Origin of the sequence: Streptomyces aurantiogriseus (assembly GCF_014649375.1) — a bacterium.
GTDB classification, from domain to species: domain Bacteria; phylum Actinomycetota; class Actinomycetes; order Streptomycetales; family Streptomycetaceae; genus Streptomyces; species Streptomyces aurantiogriseus.
Genome location: NZ_BMSX01000010.1, coordinates 19,468 through 32,679 on the forward strand (window position 1 = coordinate 19,468; position 13,212 = coordinate 32,679).

The 13,212-nt window shown below is 73.0% G+C and carries 12 protein-coding genes; 8 read left to right on the plus strand and 4 right to left on the minus strand.

The features are described 5' to 3' along the window. Nucleotides 1-20 precede the first annotated feature (20 nt). From IE263_RS21430 to IE263_RS21450, 5 genes are all read left to right on the plus strand, one after another. Complete coding sequence (locus IE263_RS21430) at nucleotides 21-722, plus strand: peptidyl-tRNA hydrolase (protein WP_373312035.1); 702 nt, start codon at nucleotides 21-23, stop codon at nucleotides 720-722. 118 nt (nucleotides 723-840) lie between these two features. Beyond that, nucleotides 841-2,202, plus strand: coding sequence for an MbnB/TglH/ChrH family RiPP precursor modification enzyme (locus IE263_RS21435; RefSeq protein ID WP_189939036.1), 1,362 nt, complete (start codon nucleotides 841-843; stop codon nucleotides 2,200-2,202). 262 nt (nucleotides 2,203-2,464) lie between these two features. Beyond that, a complete protein-coding gene (locus IE263_RS21440; RefSeq protein ID WP_189939039.1) occupies nucleotides 2,465-3,247 on the plus strand; it encodes a DUF4142 domain-containing protein in 783 nt (260 codons plus the stop codon). A 111-nt stretch (nucleotides 3,248-3,358) separates the two neighbouring features. Then, the gene (locus tag IE263_RS21445) at nucleotides 3,359-4,138 is read left to right on the plus strand and encodes a TIGR04222 domain-containing membrane protein (RefSeq protein ID WP_189939041.1); all 780 of its coding nucleotides are present in this window, start codon (nucleotides 3,359-3,361) and stop codon (nucleotides 4,136-4,138) included. Nucleotides 4,139-4,278: 140 nt separating this feature from the next. Beyond that, the gene (locus tag IE263_RS21450; RefSeq protein ID WP_189939043.1) at nucleotides 4,279-5,886 is read left to right on the plus strand and encodes an alpha/beta hydrolase; all 1,608 of its coding nucleotides are present in this window, start codon (nucleotides 4,279-4,281) and stop codon (nucleotides 5,884-5,886) included. Here IE263_RS21450 and hemQ read toward each other — a convergent pair whose 3' ends face one another. Beyond that, nucleotides 5,887-6,618: a hydrogen peroxide-dependent heme synthase gene (gene hemQ / locus IE263_RS21455; protein ID WP_189939045.1), complete on the minus strand. Its 732-nt coding sequence runs from the start codon at nucleotides 6,616-6,618 to the stop codon at nucleotides 5,887-5,889. It lies immediately after the preceding gene. A 5-nt stretch (nucleotides 6,619-6,623) separates the two neighbouring features. Next, entirely contained in the window at nucleotides 6,624-8,168 is a 1,545-nt protein-coding gene (hemG, locus tag IE263_RS21460; protein ID WP_189939047.1) for a protoporphyrinogen oxidase, read from the minus strand. Between the two features lie 184 nt (nucleotides 8,169-8,352). Here hemG and IE263_RS21465 point away from each other — a divergent pair, with 184 nt between their 5' ends. Next, a complete protein-coding gene (locus IE263_RS21465; protein ID WP_189939049.1) occupies nucleotides 8,353-9,294 on the plus strand; it encodes a DUF4349 domain-containing protein in 942 nt (313 codons plus the stop codon). 15 nt (nucleotides 9,295-9,309) lie between these two features. Beyond that, nucleotides 9,310-10,710: an FAD-dependent oxidoreductase gene (locus IE263_RS21470; RefSeq protein WP_189939542.1), complete on the plus strand. Its 1,401-nt coding sequence runs from the start codon at nucleotides 9,310-9,312 to the stop codon at nucleotides 10,708-10,710. A gap of 104 nt (nucleotides 10,711-10,814) precedes the next feature. Here the strand turns inward: IE263_RS21470 and IE263_RS21475 are convergent, their stop codons facing one another. Further along, nucleotides 10,815-11,084: a hypothetical protein gene (locus tag IE263_RS21475; RefSeq protein ID WP_189939051.1), complete on the minus strand. Its 270-nt coding sequence runs from the start codon at nucleotides 11,082-11,084 to the stop codon at nucleotides 10,815-10,817. 134 nt (nucleotides 11,085-11,218) lie between these two features. On the opposite strand from IE263_RS21475, the gene IE263_RS21480 reads away from it, so the two are divergent. After that, nucleotides 11,219-12,031: a rhomboid family intramembrane serine protease gene (locus IE263_RS21480; protein ID WP_189939053.1), complete on the plus strand. Its 813-nt coding sequence runs from the start codon at nucleotides 11,219-11,221 to the stop codon at nucleotides 12,029-12,031. A 14-nt stretch (nucleotides 12,032-12,045) separates the two neighbouring features. Here IE263_RS21480 and hemE read toward each other — a convergent pair whose 3' ends face one another. Further along, nucleotides 12,046-13,113 carry a uroporphyrinogen decarboxylase gene (gene hemE, locus IE263_RS21485; protein WP_189939055.1) on the minus strand — a complete coding sequence of 356 codons (1,068 nt, stop codon included), beginning with the start codon at nucleotides 13,111-13,113 and terminating at the stop codon, nucleotides 12,046-12,048. Nucleotides 13,114-13,212 lie beyond the last annotated feature (99 nt).

Genomic DNA, 13,212 nt, shown 5'->3' on the forward strand with positions numbered 1-13,212 from the left:
CGTCCAGTACCCTGCGCCACGTGAGTGAGAGCCCCTTCCAGACCGAGCCGAACCCCCGTGACCAGGCCCCGCAGTTCGTGCTGCCCCTCGTCGTGCGGATGGAGAAGGCCGAGCCGCCTGCCCGTACCGACGCTCTCGAGACCGCCGCCCGGGCCGTGCTCGTGCTGCTGAGCGACGAGCGGGCCCTCGGGGACGGGGAGTGGGCGCAGGCCGTGCGGGACTGGCAGGACGCCCGGATCCGGAAGGTCGTGCGGCGGGCTCGGGGGGCCGAGTGGCGGCGGGCCGGGGCGCTGCCGGGGATCACCGTGACCGGGAAGGCGGCGGAGGTGCGGGTGTTTCCGCCGGTGCCGTTGGACGGGTGGCCGAAGGATCTGGCGAAGCTGCAGGTGTCGGGGACCGATCTCGACGATCCGGAGCCGTCGGCGCCGGCGGATCCGGGGGTGCCGGTGCTGTGGATGAGCCCCGAGGTGGAGATGTCGGCGGGGAAGGCGATGGCGCAGGCCGGGCACGGTGCGCAGCTCGCCTGGTGGGAACTGTCGGACGAGGAGCGTGCGGCGTGGCGCGAGGCGGGCTTCCCGCTCGCCGTGCGGACGGCGGAGCCGCAGCGGTGGCGGGAGCTGACGACGAGCGGGCTGCCGTTGGTGCGGGACGCGGGGTTCACCGAGATCGCGCCGGGGAGCTGCACGGTGGTCGCGGACCATCCGGCCCTGCGCACCCGGTGACCGCACTCCGCGTCGAACCTCAAATGTTGCTCTGAAGGAGGGCGGCGGACGGTTCGGGCCCGGGTGGCGGGGTCATATCCCCGTCACCACGGCGGGGGCCTGGATGGAGGAGGGGACCATGACGCGACTCGGGACGGGAATCGGCTGGCGGCCGGAGATCGCGGACGCCGTGGAGCGGATGCCGGGCATCGACTGGGTCGAGGTCGTCGCCGAGAACGTCTGCCCGGGGCACCTCCCCGACTCCCTGCTGCGGCTGCGCGAGCGCGGGGTCACCGTCGTCCCGCACGGCGTCTCGCTCGGGCTCGGCGGCGCGGACCGCCCCGACGAGGGACGGCTGACGGCGCTTGCCGAGCGGGCCGCGGCGCTGGGCTCCCCGCTGGTCACCGAGCACATCGCGTTCGTCCGCGCGGGCGGACCTCTGACGGCCTCCCCGCAGCTGGAGGCCGGGCATCTGCTGCCCGTACCGCGCACCCGCGACGCGCTCGACGTGCTGTGCGAGAACGTGCGCATCGCGCAGGAGGCGCTGCCGGTGCCGCTCGCCGTGGAGAACATCGCCGCGCTCATCGCCTGGCCCGGCGAGGAGCTGACGGAGGGCCAGTTCCTGTACGAGCTGGCCGACCGCACCGGCGTACGGCTCCTCATCGACGTGGCCAACCTGCACACCAACCACGTCAACCGCGGTGAGGACCCCGCCAAGGCGCTCGCCGAACTGCCCCTGGAGGCCATCGCCTACGTCCATGTCGCGGGCGGCTTCGAGCGGGACGGCGTCTGGCACGACAGCCACGCCCACCCGGTGCCCCGCCCGGTCCTCGACATCCTGACCGACCTCGCCGCCAAGGTCTCCCCGCCGGGAGTCCTGCTGGAGCGCGACGAGAACTTCCCCGAACCGGCCGAGCTGGAGCGGGAGTTGGCGTCGATCCGGGACGCGGTGCGGGAGGGCGCCCGGAGCCGGACAACCTCCGGCACCTCGGGCACCTCAAGCGCCTCGGGCAACACCTCAAGCACCTCGGGCACCTCAGGTACCTCCGACAGTGAGACCGCACCCGTGCGGCCCCACGTACTCGTCAGCGCCCCGGAGGCCGCCCGCCAGCGCGTCGGCCTCGCCCAGGCCGCCCTGCTGTCGGCCCTCGTCGCCGGGACCCCCGTCCCCGAGGGTTTCGACCGGGTGCGCCTCGGCGTCCAGGCCCGGGCCCTGGCCGCCAAGCGGGCGGACGTGGTGGCGAAGGTGGCCCCGGAACTCCCGCTGATCCTCGGCAGCGGCTACCGGTCCTCGTTCATCGCGTACGCCCAGGGGCACCCCATGCGCGGGGGGTACCGGCAGGACGCCCTGGACTTCGCGGAGCAGCTGCTGCTGGGCGGGCAGTTGGAGGAGGGCCGGGGCCGGCGGGAGCTGCGCCAGTGGTGGCTGGACCGCTCGGGCCAGGCCCCGAGGCCGCGGTCACGCTGGGGACGGGTGGGGCGGGCGCTGGTCCGGCGGTGAACAGACCCCGCCCGGTCGAGCCCCGCCCACCCGTCCGTCCCCGAATGTGCCGGGGTTAACACCCGAGCCGCACCAGATCGCCCCGGCGTCGCTTTCGCCCCCGTTCCGCCCCCTATGTCGTCCACGCCCGCTCCCCCATTGGCCTGGGATGTCCGTCATACAACCCTTCGCCCCCGTACGAAAGTTGACGTAGCGGCCGCAGTAATATGCCAATCCCGCACCCGAAACGCACTAGCGTGCGGTGCCGCAAGCAGGAGGCACCATGCGACCGCGACCCCCGATCAAGGGCAGAGGCATATTCAGTGGTACCGGGCTCATCATCACGGGCCTGGCGGCGACCCTCGTGGCGCTGGTCTACCCGATCTGGTCGTACGAGGACCGGTCGGGGACGAACGTGGACATTCTGAACGCGCAGACGGTGCTGACGCAGTACGGGCCGCTGTCCGGGCTCGACCGGGACTTCATCACGAAGGTGCGGCTGGCCGGGCTGTGGGAGCTGCCGGCCGGTCAGCAGGCGCAGGCGAAGGGCACCACCGAGGCCGTACGGACGGCGGGGCGGCATCTCGTCGAGGGGCACACCTTCCTGGACGAGCGGGTGCGCTCCGTCGCCGCACAGCTCGGTCTCCCGCTGCCGAACGAGCCCAACGACCAGCAGAAGGGCTGGCTGGAGGAGCTGAACGCGGCACAGGGCGTGGACTACGACCGGAAGTTCGCCAACATCCTGCGGCTGGCGCACGGCCGGGTGTTCTCCGTGGTCGCCCAGGTGCGGGCCGGCACCCAGAACGCGCTGGTGCGGCAGCTCGCCGACGACGCCAACACCACCGTCCTGGACCACATCACGATCCTGGAGGCCACCGGGTACGTCGACTTCGGTGCCCTGGCCCGTGACTTGGCGGCCACCGGCACCCCGTCGCCGGCCAACTCCCCCACCCCGCCGGGTCCGGTGGCCGATCCCGGAACGATCGTGCCGGTCATCCCGTCGCCGTACCCGAGCTACACGCTCCCGCCGGCCGCGACCGGTCCGCCGCCGCAGGGCGGGTCCTGAGGACCGGTCGGCCGGGACGAAGGTAAGCGGAACGTCACGTACCCACAACGCTCGGTCCGGATCGTGAACAAGGCATGGCGTTTCCCTGTGCGTCTGGCATAGAAAAACGGCATGTTCTGGGTTCTTCTCCTGCTGCTGGCCTGGGCCGTCGCCGGCGCGGCGTGTACACGGCTGTGCCTGGCCACCGTCCGTGCGGCGGCCGTCGACACGGACACGGGCCAGGGACATGATCTGACGCTCTACGAGGCGGCCTTCCTCTCCGGCGGCCCTGGCCGGGTCGCCGACCTCACCCTGGTGTCCATGGCGCGACAGCGGCGGCTGCTGCTCGCCCACACCGGCTGGGCCACCGTCGTGGACCCGCGCGGCCGCGACGAGATCGAACGGTCGGTCATAGGGGCCATCGGGCCCGAGGGGCAGTCCCGTATCGCGCCGGTGCGGGCCGCCGCGGCCGCGGCGGACGCGGTGCGCGGCCTCGCCGACCGGCTGGTCAGTGCCGGTCTCGCCGTGCCGGACGGGGCGCGTACGACGGTCGCGGCCGGGGTGCGGCAGGTGCGGGGCGCCGCCATGGCCGTGCTCGCGCTGGGCGCCGTCGCGCTGCTGATGCCCGCCCCCTCGGACATGCCGCGCTCCCTGGTCGCCCTCTGGTTCGCGCTGCCCCTCGCGCTCACCCTGAGCTGCCTGGCCATCGCCCGGGTCGAGGTGCATCCGTACTCGCGCTGGGCCTCCCCGGCCGGACAGCGGCTGCTGGGCACACTGGCCCGGCACGCCGACGGCGACGGGGGCGACGACCGCACGTACCTGACCTCCGTCGCCGTACGCGGGATCCGGGCCGTCGGGGAACCGGACCTGCGGGCGGCCTTCGCGCACCGCGAGCCGTACGGGCGCGACTGAGGACGGACGCGGCGCGCGTCCGGGTTCCGGCGCAGGCGCACACGGGGCATTGGCGCCGACACCCGCGGACGGTGCTTGCCTTCCCCAACGGGTGAACGAAACATCCCTTTTGTCGCAGCCGTGCACCGAAGGGACCCCCGATGAGAGCCGCCGCCCTCTACCCGGCCGCCGGAGCCCTGCTCCTGACCACCCTCGCCGCCGCCCCGGCGGGCGGTGTTCCGAGCATCGGAGCCGGCGCCGACTCCGGCGTCGCGCTCGCCGTCGCCCGCGCCGCGGCACAGGGCGTCACCTTCGGGAAGTGCCCCGACGCGCGGGACCTGCCGAGCAGCATGCAGTGCGGCACGGTCTCCGTCCCGCTCGACTACGCCCAGCCGAACGGCAAGCAGATCAAGCTGACCGTCAGCCGGGTGCGGGCCACCCACCGCGACCCGAACAACAGCAAGCGCCGGGTGCCCCGGCAGGGTGCGCTGGTCTTCAACCCGGGCGGGCCGGGCGGCTCCGGCCTGCGCTTCCCGCTGGTCGGGGTGCTGCCCGAGTGGAAGCGCCTCGGGGCCGCCTACGACCTGATCGGCTACGACCCGCGCGGGGTCGGCCGCTCGGCGCCGCTGTCCTGCCAGGACCCCCAGCACTTCGTCAAGGCGCCCTCACTCGCGCCGACGCACCCCTCGGAGACGTACAAGCAAGAGCAGGTGGCGCAGGCGAAGGCGTATGCGCGCGGCTGCGCGCAGCGGGCGGGCAGTGCGCTGCGGCACTACACCTCCCTGAACAACGCCCGCGACCTGGACGTCCTGCGGGCCGCGCTCGGGGAGCAGAAGCTTACGTTCCTGGGCGCGTCGTACGGCACCTACTTCGGCGCCCTGTACGCGACGCTGTTCCCCTCGCACGTGCGGCGGATGGTGTTCGACGCGCCGGTGAACCCGGACCCCGCACAGATCTGGTACCGCAACAACCTGGCCCAGTCGGTGGCCTTCGAGAGCCGCTGGGCGGACTTCCGGGAGTGGGTCGCCAGGCACGACCGCGTGTACCGGCTGGGCAGAACCCCGGAGGCGGTGCTGCGCAGCTACGAGCGGGCGCGGGCGAGGCTCGCCGCCGCACCGGCCGGCGGGAAGGTGGGGCCCGGGCAGCTGCAGGGCGCGTTCCTGCAGGCCGGGTACTACGACGACTTCTGGCCGTCCCGGGCCGAGGCGCTGTCGGCGTATCTGAAGGGCGACCCGAAGCCGCTGATCGCGCTGGCCTCGCCGGCCCAGGAGGCCGCGAAGGAGGCGGAGAACGCGAACGCCGTCTACACGGCCGTGGAGTGCAACGACGGGCCCTGGCCGACGGACTTCCGGGAGTGGGACCGGGACAACACCCGGCTCGCGCGGGTGGCCCCGTTCGAGACCTGGGACAACGTGTGGATGAACCTGCCGTGCGCCTACTGGACGGCGCAGCGGCAGAAGCCGCTGGACGTGCGGACCGGGCCGGGCGAGCTGCCGCCGACGCTGATCCTGGCCGCCGAGCGGGACGCGGCCGCCCCCTACGACGGCGCCCTCGAGATGCACCGGCGGCTGACCGGCTCGGTCCTGGTGACCGAGCGGGACGCCGGCGCCCACGGCATCGCGGGCGGCGCGAACCGCTGCGTCAACGGCCACCTGGAGGCCTACCTGCTGGAAGGCCGGCTGCCGGTGCGGCGCGCGTCCTGCGCACCGCACCCCGAGCCGAAGCCGGCGGACCGCCCCGAGAAGGCGACGGCCCGGGCGAAGAGCTGATCAGGCGAGCCCGGCGATCAGATCGGCCACCGACTTCCGGCGCCCGGTGAAGAAGGGGACCTCCTCGCGGACGTGCATACGGGCCTCGCTGGCGCGCAGGTGGCGCATGAGGTCGACGATGCGGTAGAGCTCGTCGGCCTCGAAGGCCAGGATCCACTCGTAGTCGCCCAGCGAGAACGAGGCGACCGTGTTGGCGCGGACGTCCGGGAAGCCGCGGGCCATCTTGCCGTGGTCGGCGAGCATGCGGCGGCGGTCCTCGTCGGGCAGCAGGTACCAGTCGTAGGAGCGCACGAACGGGTAGACGCTGACGTAGTCCCGGGGCGTCTCGTCGGCGAGGAACGCCGGGATGTGCGAGCGGTTGAACTCGGCGGGGCGGTGCAGCGCCATGTTCGACCAGACCGGCGTCAGCGCGCGGCCCAGCCTGGTGCGCCGGAAGAGGTTGTACGCCTCCTGGAGCTGGTCGCTGGTCTCGGCGTGCCACCAGATCATGAGGTCGGCGTCGGCGCGCAGACCGGACAGGTCGTACGTGCCGCGGATCGTCACGTCCTTGGCGGCGAGCTGGTCGAACAGCTCCTGGACCTCGTCGGCGTAGCCGGTGCGGTCCTCGGGCAGCACGTCCTTCAGCTTGAAGACGGACCACAGCGTGTAGCGGATGACCTCGTTGAGGTCCTTGGCCAGCTTGCCCTTGTTCGGGATCCTGCCGGGCTCGGTGGTGGGGGCGTCGTCACTCATGGTTCTCATTCTCCTGCTCCGCCGTGCAGACTTTGCACGGGGTGGGCGGTGAGCTCCTGCACAGCGCGCAGGTCACCGCCGATCTGGTCGACGGCCGCGGAGGCGCTCGCGATGCAGGCCGGGATGCCGACCCCGTCGTACGGGGCGCCGCACACGGCGAGGCCGGGCAGCTTGGCTACGTGCTCGCGGATGCGGGCCACGCGCGCGTGGTGGCCGACCGGGTACTGGGGCAGGCCGTCCGTCCAGCGGGTGACGCGGGTGGCGAGGGGCCTGGCGTCCAGCCCGGTGGCCGCCTCGAGGTCGTGCCGGGAGACGTCGACGAGGTCGGCGTCCTCCCGCTGGAGGATCTCCGTCTCGCCGTACCGCCCGACGGAGGTGCGCAGCACGATCACGTCCGGGTCCTCGTCGGCGATCCAGCCCCACTTCTGGGAGGCGAAGGTGGACGCCTTGATGGTGCGGCCGTCGACGGGCGGGACGAGGAAGCCGCTGCCGTCGGGCAGGGCGGCCTCGGAGCGGCGGTAGGCGAGGGTGACCAGGGCCATGGAGGCGTACTCGACGGTGCGCAGCTCGGCGGCGGCCTCGGGGGACTCGGCGGACAGCAGATCGGCGGCGACGGGCGCGGGGACGGCGACGATCACGGCGTCGGCGTACAGCACCCGCTCCCCGGCGACGATCCGCCAGACCGGGTGCGGCCGCGCCGCCGCGTGGGCGCGGTCGGGCGAGTCACCGGGCGCGCCCGTGCCCGCCTCGCTCCCTTCGCCGGCGGCCGGCGCGGTCACTCTGCGCAGCTCCGTCACCGGCGCTCCGGTGACGATCTCGCCGCCCCGTGCGCGGACCGACTCCGCGACCGCGAGCGGGAGTCGGCCCACGCCGCCCTCGACGCCCATGAACACCGGGCCGGTCTGCCGGCTCGCGACGGCCTTCGCCTGGATCTCGCGGACGGCCTCCGTCAACGACGTACGGGTCCGCGCGGCCTGGTACAGCTGGGGGACGGCCGAGCGCATCGAGATGCGGTAGGCGTCACCGGCGTAGACCCCGCCCAGCAGCGGCTCGACGAGACGGTCGACGACCTCGCGGCCCAGCCGCGCCGCCACGTACTCCCCGACCGCCACGTCCTCGCCGACCTCCGTGCGCGGCAGGTCGGCGTCGCGCTCGATACGGGCGAGGCCCTCGTCGGACAGGACGCCGGAGAGGGCGGCCGCGGTGCCGGGGACGCCCATGACATGGCCCTTGGGCATGGGGCGCAGGGCGCCGCGGGTCCAGATCGAGGCCGTCGCGGTGGCCGGCGGCCGAAGGCGGTCGCCGAGGCCCACCTCGCGCGCGAGGGCGACCGCCTCGGGGCGGCGGGCCAGCATCGACTCGGCGCCCAGGTCGACCCGTACGCCCGCGATCTCCCCGGGCAGCAGTTTGCCGCCGACCCGGTCCGAGGCCTCCAGCACGGTCACGCGTCTGCCGCCGTCCAGCAGCCGGTGGGCCGCCGCGAGGCCGGCGATCCCACCCCCGATGACGACGGCGTGCCCCGCTCCCGTGCCTGTGTCCGCTTCGCGCATGATCCCACTCTCTCAAACGCCACTGACACTCCCGACAGGGCCGTTCGGCCCTCCCGCCCGGACCGGTGTGCCCGGGCCGAGTCCCGACCGTGACCGCATCGGAACCGTGCGCGGCCAACGTCCCGCCGCGCCCCGGCGTCGAAGAAGCGTCAGTGGTTCCACGACCCTCGGGGGGTACACCCACATGCGCACACGACGTTCCGTACGACCACTGCACGCCCTGGCGGGGCTCCTGCTCGCCACCACGGTCGCGCTCGCCGGATGCAGCGGCGCGGACGACTCGGCCGGCGGCAGCTCCAAGGCGAACGACGAGGCGGCCGCCGCGGACGCCGGCGCGGCAGAGGCCGGTGTGGCGGAGGGCGGCAAGCAGGGCGCGGGCGCGAGCGGGTCGAAGCCCAGCGCGGCCCCGAAGCTGCCCGTGAACCGCATCATCCGCACCGCGACCCTGACCGTGCAGGTCAAGGACGTGCCGAAGGCCCTCGACGAGGCCCGCGCCGCCACCGAGAACGCGGGCGGCTACGTCGGCGACGAGACCACCACCCGCGACGAGGAGGGCGCCGAGCACACCCGGGTCGTCCTGCGCGTGCCCGTCGAGAAGTACGACGACGTCCTCGCCGGTCTCCAGGGGGCGGGCAAGCTCCTGGAGCGCACGGCGAAGGCGCAGGACGTCACCGACCAGGTCGTCGACGTCGAGAGCCGCATCACCTCGCAGCGCGCCAGCGTCGCCCGGATCCGCGAACTGATGGACCAGGCGACCAAGCTGAGCGATGTGGTCACCCTGGAGGGGGAGTTGAGCCGCCGGGAGGCCGACCTGGAGGCGCTGCTCGCCCAGCAGGCGTCCCTGAAGGACCGCACCAGCATGGCCACCATCACGCTGACCCTGTCCGAGAAGCCGGTGGTGAAGAAGCCGAAGGAGGACGAAGAGCCCGGCTTCCTGGACGCGCTCGCGGGCGGCTGGGACGCGTTGGTGACGTTGCTGCGCTGGATCGCCGTCGTGTTCGGCGCGGTGCTGCCGTTCGCCGCGGTGGCCCTCGTGCTGCTGCTGGTGTGGCTGCGGCTGCTCCGGGGCCGGCGCCGGACGACGCCCGGCGAGGCCGAGGAGGACTCAAACGCCGCCCGCCCGTAGCGTGTTCGCATGAGCATGAGCGAGAGCGCGCGCCAGGGTAACTCCGGGCGGGAGCGGCTGGTCGTGATCGGCGGGGACGCCGCGGGCATGTCCGCGGCGTCCCAGGCCCGCCGGCTGAAGGGCCCCGACGAGCTGGAGATCGTGGCGTTCGAACGCGGCCACTTCACGTCCTACTCCGCGTGCGGCATCCCGTACTGGGTCGGGGGTGACGTCACCGAACGGGACGCCCTGATCGCCCGCACGCCCGAGGAGCACCGCGCGCGCGGGATCGACCTGCGCCTGCGCACCGAGGTCACGGAGATCGACGTGGCCCGGCAGCGGGTACACGCGCGTGACGTCGACTCCGGGGCGGAGTCCTGGACGTCGTACGACAAGCTCGTCCTCGCGACCGGGGCCCGGCCGATCCGGCCGGACATGCCGGGGGCCGACGCCGAGGGCGTGCACGGGGTGCAGACGCTGGACGACGGGCAGGAGCTGCTCGACACGCTCACGCGTACGCGTGGCAGGCATGCGGTGGTGGTCGGGGCGGGCTACATCGGCGTGGAGATGGCCGAGGCGCTCATCAACCGCGGTTACCTGGTGACGGTCGTCAACCGGGGCAGCGAGCCGATGTCGACCCTCGACCCGGACATGGGCCGGCTGGTGCACGAGGCCATGGAGGGCCTCGGCATCACGATGGTGAACGACGCCGAGGTCACCAAGCTGCTCACCGACGACGACGGCCGCGTCCGGGCGGTCGTCACGCAGGACGCCGAGTACCCGGCGGACGTGGTGGTCCTCGGCATCGGCGTCCGCCCGGAGACCGGTCTCGCCGAGGCCGCCGGTCTCCCCCTCGGAGCCCACGGCGGCCTCCTCACCGACCTGGCGATGCGGGTGCGCGGCCACGCGAACATCTGGGCCGGCGGCGACTGCGTCGAGGTCCTCGACCTGGTCTCGGGCCAGGAACGCCACATCGCCCTCGGGACCCACGCCAACAAGCACGGCCAGGTCATCGGCACCAACGTCGGCGGCGGCTACGCCACCTTCCCCGGCGTCGTCGGCACGGCCGTCAGCAAGGTCTGCGACCTCGAGATCGCCCGCACGGGCCTCCGCGAGAAGGACGCCCGCAGGGCCGGCCTGCAGTACGAGACGGTCACCATCGAATCCACCAGCCGCGCCGGCTACTACCCCGGCGCCTCCCCCATGACGGTCAAGATGCTCGCCGAGCGCCGGACGGGACGGCTGCTGGGCGTGCAGATCGTGGGCAGGGAGGGCGCGGGCAAGCGGGTCGACATCGCGGCGGTCGCCCTGACGGCCGGCATGACGGTGGAACAGATGACGGCCTTGGACCTGGGGTACGCGCCGCCGTTCAGCCCGGTGTGGGATCCGGTGCTGGTGGCGGCAAGAAAAGCAGCGGCAAAAGTACGGAACTTGTAGGGAACAGCAGGTCAGCCAACGTGAAGGGGCGCGGGGCTGCATCGATGTGCGGCTCCGCCGCGTGGGCGCGACCAGCCACAGTCGACCCGCACCCCGAAGACCACCTAAGCAGTCCCGGTGAGCCGCGGCAGAGCAGAAACCGCAGCCGCCGCAGGCTGCTCCGCCGGCTTCGCATGCGCAGCCGCAGCGGGCCGCGACCGCAGCCGGTGGCTGACAGCCTCGTCCAGCGTCACCGGCCGCTGCATCTGCGAAGCGAGCCGTCCCGCCTCCTGGCCGAGCCGTGCCACGTCCTCCCAGGGGAGGCGGATCACGAGCGCGATCTCGGCCTCGCCGTCGGGCGTGGCGTGCAGGGGAGGGGTAACCCGGTCGTTCATCGTCTGTTCCTCACGTCGTCCCCGCGACCCGCCTTCCCCGGGTCACGGGCGGTTGCCGAGACATACGCAGGGCCCGGGCGCCCCGTTCACCGCGGGCACCGATTCGCCGAACGGATCGGGGGCAGTACTTCCTTGTGGTCATCCCCGTCCATGACGTGAATCCCGCGCGCCGTACCCCGGTGGTGACGTACGCGCTGATCGCCGTGAACGTCTTCGTGTTCCTCTTCATGCCCGGCCTGTCCGGCTCCGTGGCCGGCGACAGCACCCTGGCGCAGACGTGTCATCTGCACGCCTTCCTGGAGCACTACGCGGCCGTGCCGCGCGAGTTGATCCATGATCAGCTGCCCCGGCTCGTCCCCACGGGCGACGTGCGGGACGGCGGCTGTGTGCTGGCCCCGCCGGGCTACGAAAAGTCTCCGCAGCTGAGCGTGTTCACCGCGATGTTCCTGCACGGCGGCTGGCTGCATCTGCTGGGCAACATGCTGTTCCTGCTGATCTTCGGCAACAACATCGAGGACCGCATGGGCCACGTCCGCTTCGCGCTGTTCTACGTCGCCTGCGGCTACGCGGCCTCGTACGGTTTCGCCCTTCTGAACGCCGAGTCGGCCGATCCGCTGATCGGGGCATCGGGGGCGATCGCGGGGGTGCTGGGGGCCTATCTGGTGCTGTATCCGAAGGCCAGGGTGTGGGTCCTCGTCCCGTTCCTGATCTTCCTGCCGCTGAGGCTGCCGGCCTGGCTGGTGCTGGGCTTCTGGTTCGTGCTCCAGGCGGTGTACTCCTCCGGCGAGGGCGTCTCCGACGCGGGCACGGTGGCGTACGCCGCGCACATCGTGGGCTTCCTCGCGGGCATGCTGCTCGCCTGGCCGCTCAAGCCGGGCACACCCCCGCCGCCGGAACCGCGCGGCCTGCTGTTCGGCAGGCGCGCGCGGCCCCGGCACACATGGTGAGCGCCTGAGAAGTCCTAGCGAGCCGTCTGCGTGTGGACGTACTCCACGAGCCGGGTCAGTGCGTCCGGGTCGGTGGACGGCATGACGCCGTGGCCGAGGTTGAAGACGTGGCCCTCCAGACCGGCCGCCGCCTGAAGCACCTCGCGGGTCTTGGTCTCGACGGCCTCGGTGGAGGAGAACAGCACGGTCGGGTCGAGGTTGCCCTGGAGCGCCTTGCCGGGGCCGACGCGGCGGGCGGCCTCGTCGAGCGGGACGCGCCAGTCGACGCCGACGACGTCCGCGCCGGCCTCGCCCATCAGCTTCAGCAGCTCACCGGTGCCGACGCCGAAGTGGATGCGCGGGACGCCGTACCCGGCGACGGCGTCGAAGACCTTCGCGGAGGCGGGCATCACCGAGCGGCGGTAGTCGGCCGGTGCCAGGGCGCCGACCCAGGAGTCGAACAGCTGGACCGCGCTCGCGCCCGCCTCGATCTGCACCTTCAGGAACGCGGCCGTGATGTCCGCGAGCCGGTCCAGCAGCTCGGCCCACAGCTCGGGGTCGCCGTACATCATCGCCTTGGCGTTCTCGTACGTGCGCGACGGTCCGCCCTCGACGAGGTAGCTCGCGAGGGTGAAAGGCGCGCCCGCGAAACCGATGAGGGGGGTGGAGCCGAGCTCGCGGGTCAGCAGGCCGATCGCCTCGGTGACGTAGGAGACGTCCTCGGGGGTGAGGTCACGCAGTTGCGCGAGATCGGCGCGGGTGCGGATCGGATGCTCGACGACCGGGCCGACGCCGGGCTTGATGTCGAGGTCGATGCCGATGGCCTTGAGCGGGACGACGATGTCGCTGAAGTAGATCGCCGCGTCCACGTTGTGCCGGCGCACGGGCTGCAGCGTGATCTCGGTGACCAGCTCGGGCCGCATGCAGGACTCGAGCATCGGGATGCCCTCGCGGACCTTGCGGTACTCCGGCAGGGAGCGCCCGGCCTGCCGCATGAACCACACGGGTGTGTGCGGCACGGGTTCCCGCCTGCACGCCTTCAGGAAGGGGCTGTCGTACGTCGCTGTCGGCTGCCGGCCCGCGGTGCTCTCGTTCACGCTCACGACGGCAAGTCTCGCACGGCGCCGGAGGCGGTGGGGCCGCCCCCTGCCGCCCCCCTGCCGGGCCCGCGACCCGTGCGCGTGTTCGCCCAGCGCGCAGCC

Coding starts and splice junctions, on each gene's coding strand:
- IE263_RS21435 (WP_189939036.1), top strand. CDS start 841: ATGACGCGACTCGGGACGGGAATCGGCTGGCGGCCGGAGATCGCGGAC.
- IE263_RS21440 (WP_189939039.1), top strand. CDS start 2,465: ATGCGACCGCGACCCCCGATCAAGGGCAGAGGCATATTCAGTGGTACC.
- IE263_RS21445 (WP_189939041.1), top strand. CDS start 3,359: ATGTTCTGGGTTCTTCTCCTGCTGCTGGCCTGGGCCGTCGCCGGCGCG.
- IE263_RS21450 (WP_189939043.1), top strand. CDS start 4,279: ATGAGAGCCGCCGCCCTCTACCCGGCCGCCGGAGCCCTGCTCCTGACC.
- hemQ (WP_189939045.1), bottom strand. CDS start 6,618: ATGAGTGACGACGCCCCCACCACCGAGCCCGGCAGGATCCCGAACAAG.
- hemG (WP_189939047.1), bottom strand. CDS start 8,168: ATGCGCGAAGCGGACACAGGCACGGGAGCGGGGCACGCCGTCGTCATC.
- IE263_RS21465 (WP_189939049.1), top strand. CDS start 8,353: ATGCGCACACGACGTTCCGTACGACCACTGCACGCCCTGGCGGGGCTC.
- IE263_RS21470 (WP_189939542.1), top strand. CDS start 9,310: ATGAGCGAGAGCGCGCGCCAGGGTAACTCCGGGCGGGAGCGGCTGGTC.
- IE263_RS21475 (WP_189939051.1), bottom strand. CDS start 11,084: ATGAACGACCGGGTTACCCCTCCCCTGCACGCCACGCCCGACGGCGAG.